The following is an 18,908-nucleotide window of genomic DNA, read 5'->3' as shown; positions in this document are numbered from 1 at the left end:
GACGGTGCGGTGATCGGTGGCCACGCCGGCATCGCGCCTATGAGGCGCTCCTACGACGGCGGAAGGCACACCGATCCGTAGGAGGGAAACGTCCGCTCTACGAGGCCGGCGATTCGAGGTCCTTCACCAGCCGGAATCCGACATGGAACAGCGCCGTATCCGGCGTGGAGCGGCTGCGTGCGGACACGCGATAGCCGTGGCAATAGCTGACGTGACACAGGAACGAACCGCCGCGCTGGGCCTTCTCGCTGGTCGCATCCGGCGTGAACGGCCGGCCGCGTTCGGCGTAGGAGCGGAACCAGTCGGCGGTCCATTCCCAGACGTTGCCGCCCATGTCGGTCAGGCCCAGCTCGGTGGCGCCGTAGGCGCCGACCGGCGAGGTGAACAGATGGCCGTCCTCGCCGGTGTTGCCGCCGGGGAACGGGCCCTGCCAGGTGTTCGCGCGATGCTGGCCCTCCTCGACCAGTGCATCGCCCCAGGCATAGGGGCCGTCCGCGTTGCGGGCGTTGCGGGCGGCGTGCTCCCACTCGATCTCGGTCGGCAGCCGCTTGCCAGCCCACTTCGCATAGGCGACGGCATCGTTCCACGACACCTGGGTGACGGGATGATCGTCGGGCGCCGGCGGCGCCTCCGGCCCCATCGGCCGGCGCCAGTCGGCGCCGGGCAGGAGCTGCCAGCCGCCGGTGCCCGGGTCGTACACGCCGGCATCGCCGAGGCGCTCGGCCTCGGTCACGTGGCCGGTCGCTTCGACGAAGGCGCGGAACTCGCCGACGGTCACCGGATGGACATCCATGAAGAACGGCGCGACCCGCGCGTCGAATACCGGTTGCTCGGCCGGCGTGCCGTCTTCGGCACCGATCCGCGTCGTCCCGCCGGGCACGTAGACCATGCCTTCCGGTGCGGCGACGTCCGCCGGCGGCGCAGCCGCGTCCGGCCCGCGCGCCGTCGCCAGCCAGCCGGCCAGGAACGCCGCCGCCGCGATCGCGGCCAGCACCGGCAGCCATTGCGAACGCGGGATGCCGCCGGTCGCCCCGGATCGATCGAATCGTCGGTACGCGTGCTTCATTCCGGCCTCCGCTGGTCTGCCCGCCACTTGCCCGCCCGCTTCAGCGGGATGCGCATGCCGTCGGTCTCCTGCAGCAGGTTCCACATGCGGTCCTTCATCGCGGCCGCGCGCGCCTGGCGCTCCGGATCACGGATCAGGTTGCTGCGCTCTTCCGGATCGGCCTCGAGGTCGTACAGCTCGTCGCTGTCCCAGACGCCGTGGTAGTAGACGTACTTGTAGCGCTGGTCGCGCAGCGCGAACACCGTCGGCGTATGCGGGAACGCGTCTTCCCAGTAGTACTCGTACAGCATCTCCAGCGGCCAGCTCACCGGCTCGCCGCGCAGCAGCGGCAGCACCGAGCGTCCGTCCATCGCGACCGGCGAGCGGGCGTTCGCCAGTTCCAGGATGGTCGGCGCGATGTCGATGTTGCGCACCATCGGCTCGATGGTCGATCCGGGCTCGATGAAGCCCGGCGCCCAGGCGAGCATCGGCACGCGCATCGACTCCTCGTAGGCGTTGCGCTTGTCGATCAGGCCGTGCTCGCCGAGCAGGAATCCGTTGTCGCCCATGTAGACCACCAGGGTAGACTCCGCCAGGCCGGCTTCCTCCAGGTAGTCGAGCACCTGGCCGACGCTCTCGTCGAGCGCCAGCAGGGTCTCGGTGTAGGCGCGATAGAAGCCGTCGAACTCCATGTCGCCGTGGTACATGTAATCGACGCCGTGCCAGCTGTTGCGCTGGGCGCGCACCCAGTCGGGCTTGTCGCGGTTTTCGCTTTCCGCCATGGTCGGCGGGTATGGGATCGGCTGGTCCTTGTAGCGGCCCTGGTGGCGCTGCGCAGGCGAAAACTCCGCGTGCACCGCCTTGTGCGACAGGTACAGGAAGAACGGCGTGTCCGGCTCCCGAGCCTGGTGCTGCTTCAGCCAGTCGAGCGCATGTTCCGTCAGCAGGTCGGTGGTGTAGCCCTTCTCCCGCGCGCGCTTGCCGTTGACGTTCAGCACCGGATCGTAATAGGCGCCCTGCCCCTGGAAGCTGACCCAGTGGTCGAAGCCCGGCTGCGGCGCATCGTCCACCTCGCCCATGTGCCATTTGCCGACGTAGGCGGTGCGGTAGCCGGCGTCCTGCAGGAACTCCGGGAAGAACCGCGTGCCCTCTGGGATCGGCGAGGTGTTGTCCACGATCTCGTGCCGGTGCGCGTACTGGCCGGTCAGGATCGAGCCGCGGCTCGGCGAGCACAGCGAAGTGGTGACGAACGCGTTCTCGACGTGCGCGCCGCCCTCGGCCATGCGGTCGAGCGCCGGCGTCTCCAGCCACTCGGGCGCGTCATCCATGAAGCCCATGAAGTCGTAGCGGTGGTCGTCGCTGAGGATGAAGACCACGTTGCGCGGCGGTACCTTGCGCTGCGCGGCCACCGGTCCCGTGGTCAGGACGAAGGCGGCGGCGAGCAGCAACGCCAGCCCGTGTTCGATCGCGGAATGTCTCATCGTGCCGTCACCTCCACTGCCCTCCACGATTCGACGGTTCGAAGCGAGAATGTAATCGTTTTCAGTGCCGAATGCAGGCCGCGGCGGAACGGGCCGACCGGCTATTCCGGTTCCGTCGGCGCCAGCGCGCGGATCTGCAATGCATGGATGTCGGTGGTCATCAGCGGCCCCAGCGCGGCATAGACGGCGCGGTGGCGCTGGATCGGTGTTATGCCGGCAAAGGCGGCGCTGACGATCTCGACGTGGAAGTGCCCGCGTCCGTCCTGCGCGCCGACGTGGCCGGCATGGCGGTGGCTGTCGTCGCGAACCTCGAGCCGGTCCGGCGCGAACGCCGCCTCGAGCGCGGCGCGGATGGCGGGCATGCGCTGCTCGCGCGGCAGGGAGCCGGCCGGGCCGCTCACGGCAGCACCGGGCGGAACGGCCGCACGTCGACCCGTGCGTAGACGCCGGCCTCGACGTAGGGGTCGGCATCGGCCCAGCCGCGGGCCTCGTCGAGCGAGGCGAACTCGGCGATCACGATACTGCCGCTGAAGCCGGCCGGGCCCGGATCCTCGGCGTCGGTGCGCGGGCAAGGCCCCGCCAGCAGCAGCCGCCCGGCATCGCGCAGCGCCTCCAGCCGCGCCAGGTGCCGTGTCCGGGCCTGCCGGCGCAGCGCCAGCACGTCGTCGCCGTCATGGCCTTCGATCGCGTACCACATGCCCGCGTGCCCCTCGATCCGGAAGAAGGATGAATTGTAGCGGTCCCTCGGCGCCCGGCCGCTGGACAGCCGCCTGGCGAGCCCGTAACCTAACTGGTAGTTACAGGCCGGAATGCAGCGGCCGTCGACGCAGACGCCCGAATCGCTGCCCCCGCCCGGCCCGCCCGATGCCCTTTCCGCCGTCATCGCCGCAACACGCCGCGGCGGCCGTCGCATGTGGTATCCGGCCGATGTCGTGATGGCCCCGATCCGGAGATACGGAACGGACGCAGCGCCGCCCGGCACCGTGGACAGGCAAGACCCGGCACGCGACGTTCGCGCGCCATCCGCAATTCCTGCAGGCCCGGAGGGGGCCGCACCGCGAATGATACAAGCCATATCCGACACTCCCGACGCCGCGCCCGTTGCGGAAGACGCCCAGCCGATGCCGCCGCACCCGCAGCAGCAGGAAATGCCGCTGGCGGTCGTGCACGGACAGCCGGTGCTGCAGATCCCGCAGGACCTGTACATCCCGCCGGATGCGCTGGAAATCATCCTGGAGGCGTTCGAAGGCCCGCTCGACCTGCTGCTGTACCTGATCCGCCGGCAGAACCTCGACATCCTCGATATCCCGGTCGCCGAGATCACCCGCCAGTACGTCGACTACATCGGGGTGATGCAGGAGCTGCGTTTCGAGCTGGCGGCCGAGTACCTGGTGATGGCCGCGATCCTGGCCGAGATCAAGTCGCGGATGCTGCTGCCGCGGCCGCCCAGCGAGGAAGGCGAGGAAGACGACCCGCGCGCCGAGCTGGTGCGCCGGCTGCAGGAGTACGAGCGCTTCAAGCAGGCCGCCGAGGACGTCGACGCGCTGCCGCGGATGGATCGCGACACCAGCCCGGTCGCGGCCGCCCTGCCGGACCGCACTGCGGTGCGGGCGCCGCCGCCGGTGGAGCTGCGCGAGATGCTGATGGCCCTGCACGACGTGCTCAAGCGCGCCGAGCTGTTCACCGGCCATGCCATCAAGCGCGACGCCCTCAGCGTGCGCCAGCGCATGGGCGAGGTGCTGACCCGGCTGGAGGACGGCGCCTTCCACAGCTTCGAGTCGCTGTTCGTGCCGCGCGAGGGCAAGCTCGGCGTGGTGGTCACCCTGCTCTCGGTGCTGGAACTGGCCAAGGAGCGCCTGCTCGAGATCGTGCAGGAACAGGCCGAACCGCCCCGCCCCGGCGAACGGCCGCCGTCGCCGCCGATCTACGTCAAGTCGCTGGCCACGCGCGACAGCGGCGGCGGCGACACGGTCGAGCTGTCCAGCGAGTTCGACGACGAAGACGACGCGGCCGGTCCGCAAGCCGCGGACACGCCCTGACCGGCGCCGCGTGCCGGCGTCGCCGCGGCGACGCATCGAACGCGGCGGAAGGACATCCGGCGGATCGCGTCACAGCGACACCACCCACCACAAGAATCCGTGCCTGACGAGTTTATGGACCAACAACTGATCAACCGCATCGTCGAGGCCGCCCTGCTGGCGTCCAGCCAGCCGCTCACCCTGGTGCAGCTGCGCGGCCTGTTCCCGCTCGACCAGCCGGCCCCCGAGGGCGGCGTCGAGAACGCCCTGGAAGTCCTGCAGGCCGATTGCGCCGAACGCGGCATCGAGCTGATGGAGGTCGCCTCCGGCTGGCGCTTCCAGGTCAAGGCCGACGTGCATGCCTGGGTCGCCCGCCTGTGGACCGAACGCCAGGCCAAGTACACCCGCGCCACGCTGGAGACGCTGGTGCTGATCGCCTACCGCCAGCCGATCACCCGCGGCGAGATCGAGCAGGTGCGCGGCGTGGCCACCAACAGCAACATCATCAAGGCGCTGGAGGAGCGCGAGTGGATCCGCGTGGTCGGCCATCGCGACATCCCCGGCCGCCCGGAACTGCTGGGCACCACCAAGGCGTTCCTCGACTATTTCGGGCTCAAGCGGCTCGATGAACTGCCGCCGCTGTCGGAGCTGAAGGACTTCGGCGAACTGGAGCCGCAGTTCAAGTTCGATCCCGACACCGCACCGGCCGACGGGACGTTGCCGGTCGGCGACGTCGCGACCGGGGCCGAAGTCGCGGACGCCGACGGCACCGCCGATACGAACGAAACCGAGGCTGCGCCCGACGCCGCTGCGCCCGTCGATGCCGACGCGGCTGCGGCACCCGAAGCCGCAGCCGTGCCGGACGCACCTTCCGGCGCCGATGCCGACCTCGATACCGGCGACGACACCGAAGACGATCCCGAACCCGATCACGCGGCCGCTTCCGATACCGGCGCGGCCGACACCGCGGCCGCCGAATCCGATTCCGAATCCGGCGACGAGCCGCACCCCCACGACAACGACACGAACGATACCGCCCTCGCCGAAGACGGCGACAGCGAACGGAGTACACCATGAAAGAACAGCCCCAACACAAAGACAAGGGCGGCAGCCGCAAGCTTTCGCTCAAGCGCGAGAGCGACGGCGCCACGACCGCCGCGCGCCTGGAAGAGCGCCTGCACAAGGTGCTGGCGCAGGCCGGACTCGGCTCGCGCCGCGCGCTGGAGCAGCGCATCGCCGAAGGCCTGGTCAAGGTCAACGGCGAGACCGCCCAGGTCGGCATGAGCGTCGGCAGCGGCGATCGCATCGAGATCGACGGCCGCAGCTTCGTCGCCAGCGCGCTGACCGAGCCGGCACGCGTGCTGCTCTACAACAAGCCCGAGGGCGAAGTGACCACCCGCGAGGATCCCGAGGGCCGGCCGACGATCTTCGAATCGCTGCCCGCACTCAAGGGCGCGCGCTGGATCGCCATCGGCCGCCTCGACATCAACACCACCGGCCTGCTGCTGCTGACCACCGACGGTGAGCTGGCCAACGCGATGATGCATCCCTCGCACGAACTCGAGCGCGAGTACGTGTGCCGCGTGCGCGCGCCGGAGGGCGAGGACATCGTCTCGGAGAAGACCGTCGACCGCCTGGGCCGCGGCGTGGCGCTGGAAGACGGCCCCGCCAAGTTCGACGAGATCGAACGCATCGGCGGCACCGATTCGCACGACTGGTTCCGGGTGCTGGTGAAGGAAGGGCGCAACCGCGAGGTGCGCCGGCTGTGGGAATCGCAGGGTTGCCAGGTCAGCCGCCTCAAGCGCGTGCGCTATGGTTCGGTGGCGCTGCCGCAGCCGCTGCTGCGCGGGCAGTCGCAGGAACTTCCCGCCGCGCGCGTGGAAGCGCTGCGCCGCGAACTGAAACTCGAAGCGGGACCACCGCCGGCACTGACGCTGCAGCCGGTCATCGGCCAGCGCAAGGCCGCCAAGTCGACCGTGCATATCTCACGGGAGTCGCACGGCAACGCCTATGTCAACGGCCACGACAGCGCGGACGAAGGCCGCGAGCTGCGCCGCTTCGACCACGTGCGCGAGGACCGCGGTCGCGGTCGCGGACGCGGCGGCAAGCCGCACGGCGGGCTGACCGTCAGCGGCGAATCGGCCGCCAATCAGTCGCAGAAGCCGTTCAAGCAGCGGACGCAAAAAGGACCGAAGCCGTTGCCGGACGGCAACCCGGCCGCGTTCCGCAGCTGGTACGTGCCGGAGGGCGTGGACACCGGCCCCAGCGGCCATCGCAACGCCGACGGCCGCGGGCCGAAGAAGCCCTACGGCAAGAAGCGCCCACCGGGGCAAGGTGCTGGCCAGGGCCAGGGCCAGGGCCCGGGACGCGGCGGCCCCGGGGGCGGTCCCGGGAAGAAGCGCAATCCGCGTGCCGCCCGGCCCTACGGGCATCCCGACAGTGCGCCGAGCTTTCCTTCCGACCACGCCACCCCGGGAGCGAGCAAGCCCGCAGGGGACCGCTCGCGCGGCCCGCGCAGCGGCGGCAACCGCCGCCCCGGTCCCGGTGCCGGTCCTGGCCCACGCGGACCGCGCGGTCCACGCGGGGGCGGTAGCGGCGGCAACGGCAATCGCTGATGCTGCGCGCGTCGAGCGGACGCGCTCCGCGACGGCGCGCCCTGGTCGTTCGATCCACGGCGACGGAACCGCAGGGTCCGACAGGCCTGTTCGCTACTGCCCGCCCGATGTCGCACGCACCGCATGGGCGCACCCCGCAACCACGGCGTGGTGCTCGACATGCTCCGGGCGATCGAGCAGGAAGCGGTCGTCCTCGGGGTAGTAGCGCGCAATTCCGGGCTCGGGACCCGCGAAGCGGCGGATCGCGTCCATCGACTCCCACCAGCTCAGCGTCGTCACCTCCGTGGTCCCGTTGCCGAGATCCCTGAGCAGAATCTGGTATCCCAGATTGCCGGGCGTCTTTTCGTAGTCGCCCGCTCCCGTATCCACGACATAAGCGACATACGCCTGTCGATCGGTAGTCCGGATGCGCCCCGACCATTTGCGAAGAATCGCCTGCGTCTCGACCATGTCTCGACCTCCCACTCGGGTATGGACCGATTGCCCGGACGGCGTTCGCTACCGCGCCATACGGTGGGCTGAAGCCCACCCTATCGCGAATACCAGGCATAGGGTGGGCCTTGGCCCACCGTCTAGGAACTGCCGAGGTGCCGGACCTCGCGGATGCGATCGAGCCAGATGTAGTGGGCGACGGCCTGGTCGCCGGCGTCGTCGATGCGCACCACGGCGTTGACCCCCTCCCGGCCTTGCGGGTCGCGGAAGGTCTGCACGGTTGGCCGCACCGCCACCACGCCCTCGACGGTGCCGCCGTCCTCCAGCGTCAGCGCCACCCAGGCCTCGTCGTCCAGCTGCGTGGCCCTGGCTTCGATCCGCGCGATGTCCTCCTGCCGGGTGTAGACGTGCTCGGCGAACTGTCCCATGGAGCATTCCTCCGCGCCCGGATCAGGAAGCGTCGCCGCGCTTGATGAGCGATTCGATGAAATCGATCGGCAGCGGGAACACGATCGTCGAGTTCTTGTCGCCGGCGATCTCGGTCAGGGTCGACAGGTAGCGCAGCTGGATCGCGCGCGGGTCCGCGCCCAGCAACTTGGCCGCCTCGACCAGCTTTTGGGCGGCCTGCTGCTCACCCTCGGCGTGGATCACCTTGGCGCGGCGCTGGCGCTCGGCCTCGGCCTGGCGCGCCATCGCCCGCACCATGGTCTCGTTGATGTCGACGTGCTTGATCTCGACGTTGGCCACCTTCACCCCCCAGGCGTCGGTCTGCTGGTCGAGGATGGTCTGGATGTCGTTGTTGAGCTTGTCGCGCTCGGACAGCAACTCGTCCAGCTCGTGCTGGCCCAGCACCGAGCGCAGCGTGGTCTGCGCGAGCTGGCTGATGGCGTCGTAGAAATGCTCGACGTTGATGATCGCCTTCTGCGGGTCGACCACGCGGAAGTACACCACCGCGTTGACCTTCACCGAGACGTTGTCGCGCGTGATCAGGTCCTGCGACGGCACGTCCATGACGATGGTGCGCAGGTCGATCCGCTCCATCGTCTGCACCACCGGGATCAGGATGATCAGGCCCGGCCCCTTGACCTTCCAGAAGCGTCCGAGCTGGAACACCACCCCGCGCTCGTACTCGCGCAGGATCTTGATCGCGCTGAACAACAGGACGATGACGATCAACACTACGGGAAACAGGGCGATCAGGTTCATGGCGCGGCCTCGCTCGGTTCGGAAAGTCGTTCGTCTGGTCCGTCGCCGCCGTCGAGCGGAGCGACACGCAACACCAGGCCGTCGATCGCCAGCACGCGCACGCGCTGTCCTGCGCGTACCGGCTCGGCGGCATCGGCCTGCCACAGTTCGCCGCGGATGCGTACCCGCCCGCGGCCGGAGAAATCATCGGCGGCGATGGCCTCGTGGCCGACCAGCTCCTCCCGGCCGCTGACCACCGGCCTGCGGCGCGCGCGCACCGCCAGCCACAACACGCCCATGAAGGCCAAGCCGCTGGTGACACCGATCGAGGCGATCAGCCGGCCCGGCACGCCGAAGCCGGGCGCGTCCTCGAACAGGATCACCGAGCCGACCATCAGCGCCGCCAGCCCGCCGATGCCGAGCGCACCGAAGCTGGGCACCGCCAGTTCCGCGGTCATCAGCGCCACCCCGAGCACGATCAGCGCGACGCCGGCGTAGTTCACCGGCAGCACCTGCAGCGCATACAGCCCCAGCAGCAGGCTGATGCCGCCGATCACGCCGGGAACGATCGCGCCCGGGCTGTAGCCCTCGAAGAGCAGCCCGTACAGGCCGACCAGCAACAGCAGGTAGGCGACGGTGGGCTCGGTGAGCACCGACAGCAGCCTGACGCGCCAGTCCGGCGTGATTTCGGTGACGGATGCTCCGGCGACCGCGAGCGTGACAGCGCCGCCGGCGAGCGCGATTTCACGGCCGTCTGCCTGCGCGAGCAGTGCGTCCAGATCGGCGGCGACGATCTCGACGACGCCGCGCGCGAGCGCCTGGCTCGCGGTCAGGGTGGCGGCATCGCGCACCGCCTCCTCGGCGAAATCGACGTCGCGGCCGCGCAGTTCGGCCAGGCTGCGCAGGTAGGCCACCGAGTCGTTGATGGCCTTGCGCTCGGAAGCGGAGCCGGCGCCACGCGTGCGTTCGCGTTCCTGCGCGTCCTCCTGCCGCCCGTCTTCCCCGTTCCGGTCCTCGTCTTCCCGGCCGCCGTCGTCGCGCTCCGCCCCGTCGTCTTCCGCGCCGCCCGGCGGGGCGCCCCCGCCCGGAGGGCCCCCGCCCAGCGCGACCGGCGTCGCCGCGCCCAGCGCGGTGGCCGGCGCCATGGCCGCGAGATGGCTGGCGTAGACGATGTAGGTGCCGGCGCTGGCGGCGCGCGCGCCGGACGGCGCCACCCAGGCGATCACCGGCACCTCGGCCGCCAGGATCGCCTGGTTGATGTCGCGGGTGGCGGCATCGAGGCCGCCCGGGGTGTCGATGCGCAATACCAGTGCGCCCGCGCCTTCCTCTGCCGCCCGCTCCAACCCGCGCCGCACGTGGTCGCTGGTGGCCGGACCGATCCCGCCCTTGATGTCGATCAGCAGCACGCCGCCTTCGGCAGGCGGCGGGGCCTCCCGTTGCGCGGCAAACAGCGCCGATGCCGCCCCCAGCAGCAGGAGCAGGCAACACGCCCGTGCGTTCAATGTCATGCCCACCCCCGATGGGGCGACGCGATCCGTCCGGAAACCCAGTAGACACCACCGCCTGTAAAGGAAGCGGCAAGGCGGGATCTGGACTGCCGGAACCTGGACCCAAGCGCCTGGCTCCACCTTCCCGTCGATCCCGGCGCGCGCTAGCGCAGGTCGAACGCGTCGCCGTCGAGCATCGCCGGGAAGCGCCCGCGGTGCGCGGCGAGCTCGTGCGCCAGCAGCGTGGTCGTGGTCACGACCTCCTCGCCGGTCGATTCGCTGACCGCATGGCCGAGGAAGTCGATCACCGCGCTGTCGCCGGCATAATCGATGCCGTTGCCGTCGCGGCCCACGCGGTTGAGCCCGGCGACGTAGCACAGGTTCTCGATCGCGCGCGCGCGCAACAGGGTCTTCCAGGCGAAGGCGCGCGCCGCCGGCCAGTTGGCAACGTAGATCTGCAGGTCGTAGTCGAGCGCGCTTTCGCGCTCGACGTCGTAGCGGTTGCGCGCGAACACCGGGAAACGCAGGTCGTAGCAGACCAGCGGACAGATGCGCCAGCCCTTCCACTCCACCGTGAGCCGGTCCCGGCCGGCGCTGTAGCGCTCGTGCTCGCGCGCGTAGCGGAACAGGTGGCGCTTGTCGTAGGACTGCAGGTCGCCGTCCGGCGTGGCCCACAGCATCCGGTTGAACACGCCGGCATCGGCGCGCAGCTGCACGCTGCCGGTCACGGCGGCGCCGAGCGATGCCGCCTGCTCCCGCATCCACTGGACGGTCGGTCCGTCCATGGTCTCGGCCTCGTCGATGGCGTCGTTGGAAAAGCCGCTGGTGAAGGTCTCCGGCAGGATCACCACGTCGGTGGTGCCGTGCAGCGGACCGATGAGGTCGCCGTAGTAGTCGCGGTTGCCGGCCGGGTCGCGCCAGCGGGTGGCGCCCTGGACCAGGGAGATGCGCAGGTTGTCCATCGGGCCATTATCCTTCGATTCGAGGGCATTTGTGGCTCCACGGCTCATGATTTTTTTCGTAGGAGCGCGCCATGCGCGCGATGCCCGCACCGTATGACGATGCGGCAGCGGCTTCGGACAGGCTGTGGTTGCCGAAGCCGTGTGGGCCGGGTCGACGGCGCCGGCATCGCGCGCATGGCGCGCTCCTACGGCAATCGCTGCAGCCGCTCGATCGCGGCGTCCAGGGTCGGGGCGTTCTTGGCGAAGCACAGCCGCGCCAGGCGCTGGCCGGCCGGCGGGGTTTCGTAGAACGGCGACAGCGGGATCGCCGCCACGCCCTTCTCGCTCGTCAGCCAGCGGCAGAAGGCGACATCGTCGAGATCGCTGACGGCGGAATAGTCGACCAGCTGGAAGTAGCCGCCCGGGACCGGCAACGGCCGCAGTTTCGTGCCCAGCAGCTGCTCGCGGAAACGGTCGCGCTTGGCCTGGTAGAACGCGCCCAGCTGCTCGTAGTGCTCCGGTTCCGCCTCCAGCATCGCCGCGAACGCGTGCTGGGCCGGGGCGAAGGTGCAGAACACGTTGTACTGGTGCACCTTGCGGAACTCGGCCGACAGCGCCGGCGGCGCGATGCAGTAGCCCAGCTTCCAGCCGGTGCAGTGATAGGTCTTGCCGAAGCTCGACACCACGAACGCGCGCTCGCGCAGTTCCGGATGGCGCAGCGCCGACTCGTGGCGCGCACCGTCGAAGACGATGTGTTCGTAGACCTCGTCCGACAGCAGCCAGATCCCGGTGTCGCGCAGCAGGCCGGCCAGCGTGTCCATGTCGGCGGCCGACAGCATCGCGCCCGAGGGATTGTGCGGCGAGTTGATCATCAGCATGCGGGTCTTCGGCCCGATCGCGTCGCCGATGCGCCGCCAGTCCGGCGCGAACGTGCGCGGATCCAGCGGCACGTGCACCGCACGCGCGCCGGCCAGCTCGATCGCCGGCTCGTAGCTGTCGTAGGCCGGATCGAGCACGATCACCTCCTCGCCGGCGCGCACCACCGCCTGCACGGCGTTGAAGATCGCCTCGGTCGCGCCGCTGGTGACGGTGATCTCGGCGTCCGGATCGGGTCGCACCCCGTACACGCGCGCGGTCTTGGCCGCGATCGCCTGGCGCAGGGCGGGAATGCCGGTCATCGGCGCGTACTGGTTGTGGCCCGCGCGCATCGCGCGGTCGAGTTCCTCCACCAGCCGCGGCGGCACCGGAAAGTCGGGAAACCCCTGGCCGAGGTTGACCGCTTCGTGCTCGGCCGCCAGCTGCGACATCACCGTGAAGATCGTGGTGCCGACCTTCGGCAGCTTGGTATCGGGTTTCATCTCGTTTCGCTAACCTGCAAAAGGGGGAACCATCCGGAGTTTAACCGCCGCCGTGCCACTCGACGACGACACGCTGTCCGAACTGCAGCGCAGCTATCTTGCCGCCATCTATCGCTGGCGGCTGCGCGGCCACTGGCACGCGATCCGCATCGGCCAACCGGCACCGGAGATCGAACGCGCATTCCCGCTGGTGCAACGCTTCGGCCTGCTGTCGGCCTGGAACCCGCATTCCGCGCCACGTGCCGAGGAGATCAATCGCGCCGACGACGAACGCTTGTACGCCGCGATCCATGCCCAAGGCCGGAAAGGCGTGCACGCCTTCGCCTCGGCGCCCGACCGCAGCTGGCGCGAACCGAGCTGGGTCGTGCTCGACATCGACGTCCCCGAACTCGACGCGCTGGCACGGCGCTTCGGCCAGCTCGGCACGCTGCACTGGCAGCGCGGCGAGCCGGTGCGGCTGCGGATGGACGCGACGCGGCCGGACTCGCTGCAGCCGCATCCTTTCGTCGACTGGATACAATAGGGCGAGAAACGAGTGGAGAGGAGTGAGAAACGAGTGTTCCCCCGTCAAGTACGGACCGAGGGAAGCGCCTTGCTCTTGCTCGTTTCTCACTCCTCTCCACTCACTCCTAGCCCTTCGATGTCAGACGCTCCCGCCCCCGTTCCGCCGCTACTGGCCGCGCGCGGCCTGTGCTTCTCGCGCAACGACGCGGCGGTGTTCGGCCCGCTGGACTTCGCGGTCGACGCCGGCGAGGCGCTGCTGGTGCGCGGCGACAACGGTGCCGGCAAGACCACGCTGCTGCGCGTGCTGGCCGGCCTGCTGCGCGCGGATACCGGCGAGGTGGACATCGAGGGCCGCCGTACCGGCACCGCCCTGCGCTCGCGCGCGATCGCCTATCTCGGTCATTTGCCGGCGTTCAAGGCCGACCTGAGCGCGCTGGAGAACCTGAACTTCCTGTGCGGCCTACATGGCCGCCGCCAGGAACGGCGGCCGGAGCAGGCGCTGGCCACCGTCGGCCTGGCCGGCTACGAGGACACCCTGGCGCGGCAACTCTCGGCCGGACAGAAGAAGCGCCTGTCGCTGGCGCGGCTGTGGCTGTCGCCAATGCCGCTGTGGCTGCTGGACGAGCCCTACGCCAATCTCGACCTGGAGGGCATCGAACTGGTCAACCGCATGGTGCAGGCGCACCTGGACACAGGCGGCGCCGCGCTGGTGACCACCCATGGCGCGTACGCGGCGCCGCCGGTGCGAACACGAGAACTGGTGTTGGGAAATCCGCAATGACGCGCGCTCCGAACGTGGGCCTGCGGCTGCCTGGCAGCGAACGCCTCAGAGACGAAGCCCGGACAGGCGACACGGGTCGCCCCCGTAAAGACGAGGCTTCAGCTTCCCCCTTTGGAAAAGGGGGATTGAGGGGGGCGAAAGCCGTCGCTTGCAATCCGCAGGCTTGCGACGGCTTGAGCGCCCCCGCGCGCTGCGCGGGGGCCGGGAATCGCGCAGCGATTTGCTCTGACATTCGCCTTGACCGGGCGCCGCGCAAATCCCCCCTGTCCCCCTTTTTCGAAGGGGGGAGAGCAGCAACCCGGAACGGGGTCGCGGACCGGCCCCGCGGGGCCGGCACATGAACGACCGGGTGCTCCCCGGGCTGTTCGGCGCCGCCGCCGCACTGGCGGCCCGCGACCTGCGCCTGCTCTGGCGTCGCCGCGGCGACGCCCTGCAACCGGCGCTGTTCGCGCTGCTGGTGATCGTGCTGTTCGCGCTCGCGCTGGGCGGCGACGCCGATATCCTGGCCGGGGTGGCCGCCGGGGTGCTGTGGGTCGCGGTACTGCTGTCGGGCCTGCTGGCGCTGGACACCCTGTTCCGCGGCGACGCCGAGGACGGCTCGCTGGAGCAGTGGATGCTGGCGCCGGTACCGCTGGCATGGCTGGTGCTGGTGCGCACCGCGCTGCACTGGGCCACCACCGCGCTGCCGCTGCTGCTGGCCACGCCGCTGCTGGCGGAACTGCTGCAACTGCCGCGGGCGCAACTGCCGGCGCTGCTCGCCGGGCTGGCGCTGGGCACGCCGCTGCTCAGCCTGCTCGGCGCCGTGGTGGCCGCATTAACCGTCGGCATGCGCCGCTCCGGTATCCTGTTGGCCCTGCTGGCGCTGCCGCTGTACGTGCCGGTGCTGGTGTTCGGCGCCGGCAGCGTCGCGCTCGCCGCGCAGGGACAGGACCCCGGCGGCGGCCTGCTGATGCTCGCCGCCGGCCTCGCGCTGGCGCTGGTGTTGGCGCCGGCAGCCGCCGCGGCGGCGATCCGGATCACCCTCAACTGACCCCCGACCACCCTCGCCCACGCGGCGGAGGGAACAGAAACGAATGAATCCCGTCCTCCGCTGGTTCCACCAACTCGGCTCGCCGCCCACCTTCGATCGCTTCGCCGCGCGCTGGGCGCCGTGGGGTTATGCGCTGGGCCTGCTGGCGATGGCCTGGGGCGCGTACGGCGCGCTGTTCGTGGCGCCGGCCGACTACCAGCAGGGCGACAGCTTCCGCATCCTCTACATCCACGTGCCGAGCGCGTGGATGAGCCTGGCGGTGTATGCGCTGATGGCGCTGTACGCCGCCATCGCCCTGGTCTGGCGGATCAAGCTGTGCGAGATCCTGGCGATGGCGTGCGCGCCGATCGGCGCCGCCTTCACCGTGATCACCCTGGCCACCGGCAGCATCTGGGGCAAGCCGATGTGGGGCACCTGGTGGGACTGGGACCCGCGCCTGACCACCGAGCTGATCCTGCTGTTCCTGTACCTGGGCGTGATCGGCCTGTACGGCGCCATCGACGACCGCCGCGCGGCGGCGCGTGCCGCCGGCCTGCTGGCGATCGTCGGCGTGGCGCTGCTGCCGGTGATCCGCTACTCGGTGGTGTGGTGGAACTCGCTGCACCAGGGCCAGACCATCCGCGTGATCGGCGAGTCCTCGATGGACGCCAGCATGCTGCCGCCGTTGATCTGGATGCTGGTCGGCACCAAGCTGTGGTTCGTCGGCTCGCTGCTGGCGCGCGCGCGCGCCGATAACCTGCGGCGCGAAGCCGGCAAGGACTGGGTGCGCAAACTGGTGGAGGCGCCGCGATGACCTACGGAAGCTACGTGCTGGCCGCCTACCTCGTGTTCGTGGTCGTGCTGCTGTGGGACTTCGTCGCCCCGCGCATCCGCACCCGCCAACTGCTGCGCGCGGTGAAGCTGCTGGCCGCGCGGCGCGCGGCAGCCGCGCAATCCCAGGACCCGTCCCGATGAATCCGATCCGCCGCCGCCGTCTCTGGTTCGTGGTCGCGCTGGTCGCCGCGGCCGCGCTGGCGACGGCCCTGGTCGCCCTCGCCCTGCAGCGCAACGTCGCCTACCTGTACACGCCCGCCGAGATCCTCGACGGCCGCGCCGGGGCGCCGGTCGCCTCGGGCGAGGCGCGGTTCCGCCTTGGCGGCATGGTCGCGGACGGTTCGTTCCACCGCGAGAGCGGCTCGATGCAGGCGAGCTTCCGGGTCACCGACGGCGACGGCGAACTGCCGGTGGTCTACACCGGGATCCTGCCGGACCTGTTCCGCGAGAACCAAGCCGTGGTCGCCACCGGGCGCATGCAGGACGGCACCTTCGTCGCCGAGCAGGTGCTGGCCAAGCACGACGAGACCTACGTGCCCAAGGAGGTCGCCGACAAGATGGGCATGGCGCATGAGAAGCACGGGATCGAGACGCCGGCAGCGGAGGCTGAATATTGAGCAGTCGCTTCGCTTTTTCCCCTTCAAAAAGGGGGGAAGCCTCCCCTTTGCAAGCGTCGGCGAGGTGAGCGGCGATGCTGCCTGAACTCGGCCAGATCACGCTGCTGCTGGCACTGCTGGCCGCGACCCTGCAGACGGTGCTGCCGCTGCTCGGCGCGCGGCGCGGCATCGGTTCGTGGATGGCGGTCGCGCGGCCGGCGGCCTGGGCGCAGCTCGGCCTGGTCGCCCTGGCGTTCGCGGCGCTGACCTACGCCTTCGTGACCCAGGACTTCTCGGTGCGCTATGTCGCCGAGAACTCCAATTCGCTGCTGCCGGTGGTCTACCGCTACACCGCCGTCTGGGGCAACCACGAGGGCTCGCTGCTGTTCTGGGTGCTGGTGATCGCGGCCTGGAACGGGGCGGTGGCGTGCTTCTCGCGCTCGCTGCCGCCGCAGGTGATCGCGCGGGTGCTCGGGGTGATGGGCGCGGTGTCGCTCGGCTTCCTCGCCTTCCTGATCTTCACCAGCAACCCGTTCGAACGCCTGTTGCCGGCCGTCATGGAAGGCCGCGATCTCAACCCGCTGCTGCAGGATCCGGGGATGATCATCCATCCTCCGATGCTGTACGTCGGCTATGCCGGCTTCGTGGTGCCGTTCGCGTTCGCGATCGCCGCGCTGCTGGACGGGCGGGTCGATGCCCGCTGGCTGCGCTGGACGCGGCCCTGGACCAACATCGCCTGGGCGTTCCTCACCATTGGCATCGCCCTGGGCAGCTGGTGGGCGTACTACGAGCTCGGCTGGGGCGGCTGGTGGTTCTGGGATCCGGTGGAGAACGCCAGCTTCATGCCGTGGCTGGCCGGCGCTGCGCTGCTGCATTCGCAGGCGGTCACCGAAAAGCGCGGCAGCTTCCGCGGCTGGACCCTGCTGCTGGCGATCGCCACGTTCTCGCTGTCGCTGCTGGGCGCGTTCCTGGTCCGCTCCGGGGTGCTGACCAGCGTGCACAGCTTCGCCGCCGATCCGGCGCGCGGGCTGTTCATCCTGATCTTCCTCGGCATCATCGTCGGCGGTTCGCTGCTGCTGTACGCGTTGCGCGCGCCGTCGGGCGAGGACGGCAAGCCGTTCGCCGCCGGCTCGCGCGAAACCCTGTTGCTGCTCAACAACCTGCTGCTGCTGGCGGCCTGCGCGATGGTGCTGCTGGGCACGCTGTATCCGCTGCTGGCCGACGCTTTGGACCTGGGCAAGATCTCGGTCGGGCCGCCCTACTTCGGGCTGCTGTTCCTGGTGCTGATGGCGCCGCTGGTGCTGCTGCTGCCATTCGGGCCGCTGACCCGCTGGCAGCGAGAGGAGGTGTCGCGGCCGCTGGCGATGCTGGCGCCGTGGTTCGCGCTGGCGTTGATCGGCGGTGCGGTCGCGTTTTTCCTGGCGCCACAGGGGCCATGGAAGGTCGCCGCGGGCGTCGCCGGCGCGCTGTGGGTCGGCGCCGGCACGCTGCGCTTCGTGTGGACACGGTTCAAGGCCGACGGCAGCCGCTTCACCGCGGAGATGCTGGGCATGAGCCTGGCGCACTTCGGCGTCGCCGTGTTCCTGGCCGGCGCGCTGCTGGTCGAAGCCATGAACGTGCAGCGCGAGGTGGCGCTCAAGCCCGGCGAGACGCTGGAGATCGGGCGCCACGGCTTCCGGCTGGAAGGCGTCGAGCGCCTGCAGGGCACCAACTACAGCGCGGACCGGGGCAGCGTGCAGCTGCTGCGCGACGGCCGCGACGTGGCCATGCTGCACCCGGAGAAGCGCCACTACGCCAGCGGCGGCCAGGTGATGACCGAGGCCGCGATCCGGCCCGGCCCGTTCGGCGATATCTTCGTCGCCCTCGGCGAGCCGCTGGGCGACGATGCCTGGGCGGTGCGCGCCCATCTCAAGCCGTTCGTGCGCTGGATCTGGGCCGGCGCCGCATTGATGGCGCTGGGCGGCTTCGTCGCCGCGACCGATCGGCGTTTTCGCCGTCGCATGGAGACGAACGCATGAATGCAACGCCCGGCCGCAATCTGCGTTGGTTGCCGCTGGTCGTGTTCGGCGCGATCGTCGCGCTGCTCGCCGCCGGCGTCTGGCTCAGCCGCGACCCCGGCCGCGACGCCCTGCCCTCGCCGTTGATCGGCAAGCCGGCGCCTGCGTTCGAGCTGCCGGTGCTGCACGAACCCGGTCGCCTGGTGTCGTCGGAACAGCTGCGCGGCGCGCCCTACGTGCTCAACGTGTGGGGCAGCTGGTGCCCCGGTTGTCGCGAGGAGCACGGCGTGCTGACGCGTTTCGCGGAAACGCGGCGCGTGCGGGTGATCGGCTACAACTGGAAGGACGAGCACGCCGATGCGCTGCGCTGGCTCGAGCAGTTCGGCAATCCCTACTGGATGGTGCTGGTGGACTACGAGGGCCACAGCGCCATCGAGTGGGGCATCTACGGCGCACCGGAAACCTTCCTGGTCGACGCCGACGGCATCGTGCGCTGGAAGCACGTCGGCCCGATGACCGACGACGACGTGCGCGAGAAACTGGTCCCGGCGCTGGAACGGCTGGAATCCCGATGAACGACGCACCCGCCTCCGTAGAGCCGAGCTTGCTCGGCTGCTCCCGGGCT

At 70.2% G+C, this 18,908-nt stretch carries 20 protein-coding genes and 1 pseudogene; 11 read left to right on the top strand and 10 right to left on the bottom strand.

Translation table 11 applies throughout. The annotated features are described in order from the left end of the window. Positions 1-97: 97 nt before the first annotated feature. The 4 genes from AB5T46_RS04040 to AB5T46_RS04025 all read right to left on the bottom strand — a co-directional run bounded on the left by AB5T46_RS04040 (position 98) and on the right by AB5T46_RS04025 (position 3,223). Positions 98-1,066 carry a formylglycine-generating enzyme family protein gene (locus AB5T46_RS04040; RefSeq protein ID WP_370562574.1) on the bottom strand — a complete coding sequence of 323 codons (969 nt, stop codon included), beginning with the start codon at positions 1,064-1,066 and terminating at the stop codon, positions 98-100. Then, positions 1,063-2,526 (bottom strand): sulfatase family protein, encoded by a 1,464-nt coding sequence (locus AB5T46_RS04035; protein ID WP_370562573.1) that lies wholly within the window; start codon positions 2,524-2,526, stop codon positions 1,063-1,065. Before AB5T46_RS04035 ends, AB5T46_RS04040 begins: the two co-directional genes overlap by 4 nt. A 101-nt stretch (positions 2,527-2,627) precedes the next feature. Next, positions 2,628-2,888: a BolA family protein gene (locus AB5T46_RS04030; protein WP_370562572.1), complete on the bottom strand. Its 261-nt coding sequence runs from the start codon at positions 2,886-2,888 to the stop codon at positions 2,628-2,630. A 35-nt stretch (positions 2,889-2,923) separates the two neighbouring features. After that, positions 2,924-3,223 (bottom strand): YciI family protein, encoded by a 300-nt coding sequence (locus AB5T46_RS04025; protein WP_370563092.1) that lies wholly within the window; start codon positions 3,221-3,223, stop codon positions 2,924-2,926. A 424-nt stretch (positions 3,224-3,647) separates the two neighbouring features. Here AB5T46_RS04025 and AB5T46_RS04020 point away from each other — a divergent pair, with 424 nt between their 5' ends. The 3 genes and pseudogenes from AB5T46_RS04020 to AB5T46_RS04010 all read left to right on the top strand — a co-directional run bounded on the left by AB5T46_RS04020 (position 3,648) and on the right by AB5T46_RS04010 (position 7,159). After that, a complete protein-coding gene (locus AB5T46_RS04020) occupies positions 3,648-4,565 on the top strand; it encodes a segregation and condensation protein A (protein WP_370563091.1) in 918 nt (305 codons plus the stop codon). 114 nt (positions 4,566-4,679) lie between these two features. Next, positions 4,680-5,618 (top strand): annotated as a pseudogene (gene scpB / locus AB5T46_RS04015) (SMC-Scp complex subunit ScpB); the annotation flags it as partial. After that, on the top strand, positions 5,618-7,159 hold the full coding sequence (locus tag AB5T46_RS04010; RefSeq protein WP_370562571.1) for a pseudouridine synthase: 1,542 nt from the start codon (positions 5,618-5,620) through the stop codon (positions 7,157-7,159). The pseudogene scpB and the gene AB5T46_RS04010, both read left to right, overlap by 1 nt. 93 nt (positions 7,160-7,252) lie before the next feature. Here AB5T46_RS04010 and AB5T46_RS04005 read toward each other — a convergent pair whose 3' ends face one another. The 6 genes from AB5T46_RS04005 to AB5T46_RS03980 all read right to left on the bottom strand — a co-directional run bounded on the left by AB5T46_RS04005 (position 7,253) and on the right by AB5T46_RS03980 (position 12,562). Continuing rightward, a complete protein-coding gene (locus AB5T46_RS04005) occupies positions 7,253-7,609 on the bottom strand; it encodes an antibiotic biosynthesis monooxygenase family protein (RefSeq protein WP_370562570.1) in 357 nt (118 codons plus the stop codon). Between the two features lie 122 nt (positions 7,610-7,731). Further along, entirely contained in the window at positions 7,732-8,019 is a 288-nt protein-coding gene (locus tag AB5T46_RS04000; protein ID WP_370562569.1) for a DUF3247 family protein, read from the bottom strand. A gap of 22 nt (positions 8,020-8,041) precedes the next feature. Then, positions 8,042-8,797, bottom strand: a complete 756-nt coding sequence (locus AB5T46_RS03995) for a slipin family protein (protein ID WP_370562568.1) — start codon at positions 8,795-8,797, stop codon at positions 8,042-8,044. Beyond that, positions 8,794-10,284 carry an NfeD family protein gene (locus AB5T46_RS03990; RefSeq protein WP_370562567.1) on the bottom strand — a complete coding sequence of 497 codons (1,491 nt, stop codon included), beginning with the start codon at positions 10,282-10,284 and terminating at the stop codon, positions 8,794-8,796. The genes AB5T46_RS03995 and AB5T46_RS03990 overlap by 4 nt, the downstream gene beginning before the upstream one ends. 143 nt (positions 10,285-10,427) lie before the next feature. Continuing rightward, positions 10,428-11,225, bottom strand: a complete 798-nt coding sequence (locus tag AB5T46_RS03985; protein ID WP_370562566.1) for an amidohydrolase — start codon at positions 11,223-11,225, stop codon at positions 10,428-10,430. Between the two features lie 185 nt (positions 11,226-11,410). Beyond that, entirely contained in the window at positions 11,411-12,562 is a 1,152-nt protein-coding gene (locus tag AB5T46_RS03980; protein ID WP_370562565.1) for a pyridoxal phosphate-dependent aminotransferase, read from the bottom strand. 52 nt (positions 12,563-12,614) lie between these two features. On the opposite strand from AB5T46_RS03980, the gene AB5T46_RS03975 reads away from it, so the two are divergent. The 8 genes from AB5T46_RS03975 (at position 12,615) to AB5T46_RS03940 (ending at position 18,858) form a co-directional block, all read left to right on the top strand. Continuing rightward, positions 12,615-13,085 carry a DUF3293 domain-containing protein gene (locus AB5T46_RS03975; protein WP_370562564.1) on the top strand — a complete coding sequence of 157 codons (471 nt, stop codon included), beginning with the start codon at positions 12,615-12,617 and terminating at the stop codon, positions 13,083-13,085. A 117-nt stretch (positions 13,086-13,202) separates the two neighbouring features. Continuing rightward, positions 13,203-13,847 carry a heme ABC exporter ATP-binding protein CcmA gene (gene ccmA / locus AB5T46_RS03970; RefSeq protein ID WP_370562563.1) on the top strand — a complete coding sequence of 215 codons (645 nt, stop codon included), beginning with the start codon at positions 13,203-13,205 and terminating at the stop codon, positions 13,845-13,847. Positions 13,848-14,184: 337 nt separating this feature from the next. Beyond that, positions 14,185-14,877 (top strand): heme exporter protein CcmB, encoded by a 693-nt coding sequence (ccmB, locus tag AB5T46_RS03965; protein WP_370562562.1) that lies wholly within the window; start codon positions 14,185-14,187, stop codon positions 14,875-14,877. Between the two features lie 43 nt (positions 14,878-14,920). After that, positions 14,921-15,670 carry a heme ABC transporter permease CcmC gene (gene ccmC / locus AB5T46_RS03960; RefSeq protein ID WP_370562561.1) on the top strand — a complete coding sequence of 250 codons (750 nt, stop codon included), beginning with the start codon at positions 14,921-14,923 and terminating at the stop codon, positions 15,668-15,670. Beyond that, entirely contained in the window at positions 15,667-15,831 is a 165-nt protein-coding gene (gene ccmD / locus AB5T46_RS03955; RefSeq protein ID WP_370562560.1) for a heme exporter protein CcmD, read from the top strand. The genes ccmC and ccmD overlap by 4 nt, the downstream gene beginning before the upstream one ends. After that, positions 15,828-16,307, top strand: a complete 480-nt coding sequence (gene ccmE / locus AB5T46_RS03950; protein WP_370562559.1) for a cytochrome c maturation protein CcmE — start codon at positions 15,828-15,830, stop codon at positions 16,305-16,307. The genes ccmD and ccmE overlap by 4 nt, the downstream gene beginning before the upstream one ends. A gap of 74 nt (positions 16,308-16,381) precedes the next feature. Next, a complete protein-coding gene (locus tag AB5T46_RS03945) occupies positions 16,382-18,304 on the top strand; it encodes a heme lyase CcmF/NrfE family subunit (protein WP_370562558.1) in 1,923 nt (640 codons plus the stop codon). Continuing rightward, the gene (locus AB5T46_RS03940) at positions 18,301-18,858 is read left to right on the top strand and encodes a DsbE family thiol:disulfide interchange protein (protein WP_370562556.1); all 558 of its coding nucleotides are present in this window, start codon (positions 18,301-18,303) and stop codon (positions 18,856-18,858) included. Before AB5T46_RS03945 ends, AB5T46_RS03940 begins: the two co-directional genes overlap by 4 nt. Positions 18,859-18,908: the final 50 nt, after the last annotated feature.

Origin of the sequence: Luteimonas salinilitoris, assembly GCF_041300785.1 — a bacterium.
Taxonomy (GTDB): domain Bacteria; phylum Pseudomonadota; class Gammaproteobacteria; order Xanthomonadales; family Xanthomonadaceae; genus Luteimonas; species Luteimonas salinilitoris.
Note: the sequence above shows the minus strand (reverse complement) of the source record. Positions and strands in the feature narration are given on the sequence as shown.

Bases quoted from the DNA above. Each gene is read 5' to 3' on its own strand.
- AB5T46_RS03990 (WP_370562567.1), bottom strand. From the start codon at position 10,284: ATGACATTGAACGCACGGGCGTGTTGCCTGCTCCTGCTGCTGGGGGCG.
- ccmD (WP_370562560.1), top strand. From the start codon at position 15,667: ATGACCTACGGAAGCTACGTGCTGGCCGCCTACCTCGTGTTCGTGGTC.
- AB5T46_RS03980 (WP_370562565.1), bottom strand. From the start codon at position 12,562: ATGAAACCCGATACCAAGCTGCCGAAGGTCGGCACCACGATCTTCACG.
- AB5T46_RS04000 (WP_370562569.1), bottom strand. From the start codon at position 8,019: ATGGGACAGTTCGCCGAGCACGTCTACACCCGGCAGGAGGACATCGCG.
- ccmB (WP_370562562.1), top strand. From the start codon at position 14,185: ATGAACGACCGGGTGCTCCCCGGGCTGTTCGGCGCCGCCGCCGCACTG.
- AB5T46_RS03995 (WP_370562568.1), bottom strand. From the start codon at position 8,797: ATGAACCTGATCGCCCTGTTTCCCGTAGTGTTGATCGTCATCGTCCTG.
- AB5T46_RS04005 (WP_370562570.1), bottom strand. From the start codon at position 7,609: ATGGTCGAGACGCAGGCGATTCTTCGCAAATGGTCGGGGCGCATCCGG.
- AB5T46_RS03985 (WP_370562566.1), bottom strand. From the start codon at position 11,225: ATGGACAACCTGCGCATCTCCCTGGTCCAGGGCGCCACCCGCTGGCGC.
- ccmA (WP_370562563.1), top strand. From the start codon at position 13,203: ATGTCAGACGCTCCCGCCCCCGTTCCGCCGCTACTGGCCGCGCGCGGC.
- AB5T46_RS04030 (WP_370562572.1), bottom strand. From the start codon at position 2,888: ATGCCCGCCATCCGCGCCGCGCTCGAGGCGGCGTTCGCGCCGGACCGG.
- AB5T46_RS03940 (WP_370562556.1), top strand. From the start codon at position 18,301: ATGAATGCAACGCCCGGCCGCAATCTGCGTTGGTTGCCGCTGGTCGTG.
- ccmE (WP_370562559.1), top strand. From the start codon at position 15,828: ATGAATCCGATCCGCCGCCGCCGTCTCTGGTTCGTGGTCGCGCTGGTC.
- AB5T46_RS03945 (WP_370562558.1), top strand. From the start codon at position 16,382: ATGCTGCCTGAACTCGGCCAGATCACGCTGCTGCTGGCACTGCTGGCC.
- AB5T46_RS04010 (WP_370562571.1), top strand. From the start codon at position 5,618: ATGAAAGAACAGCCCCAACACAAAGACAAGGGCGGCAGCCGCAAGCTT.
- AB5T46_RS04035 (WP_370562573.1), bottom strand. From the start codon at position 2,526: ATGAGACATTCCGCGATCGAACACGGGCTGGCGTTGCTGCTCGCCGCC.
- ccmC (WP_370562561.1), top strand. From the start codon at position 14,921: ATGAATCCCGTCCTCCGCTGGTTCCACCAACTCGGCTCGCCGCCCACC.
- AB5T46_RS04025 (WP_370563092.1), bottom strand. From the start codon at position 3,223: ATGTGGTACGCGATCGAAGGCCATGACGGCGACGACGTGCTGGCGCTG.
- AB5T46_RS04040 (WP_370562574.1), bottom strand. From the start codon at position 1,066: ATGAAGCACGCGTACCGACGATTCGATCGATCCGGGGCGACCGGCGGC.
- AB5T46_RS04020 (WP_370563091.1), top strand. From the start codon at position 3,648: ATGCCGCCGCACCCGCAGCAGCAGGAAATGCCGCTGGCGGTCGTGCAC.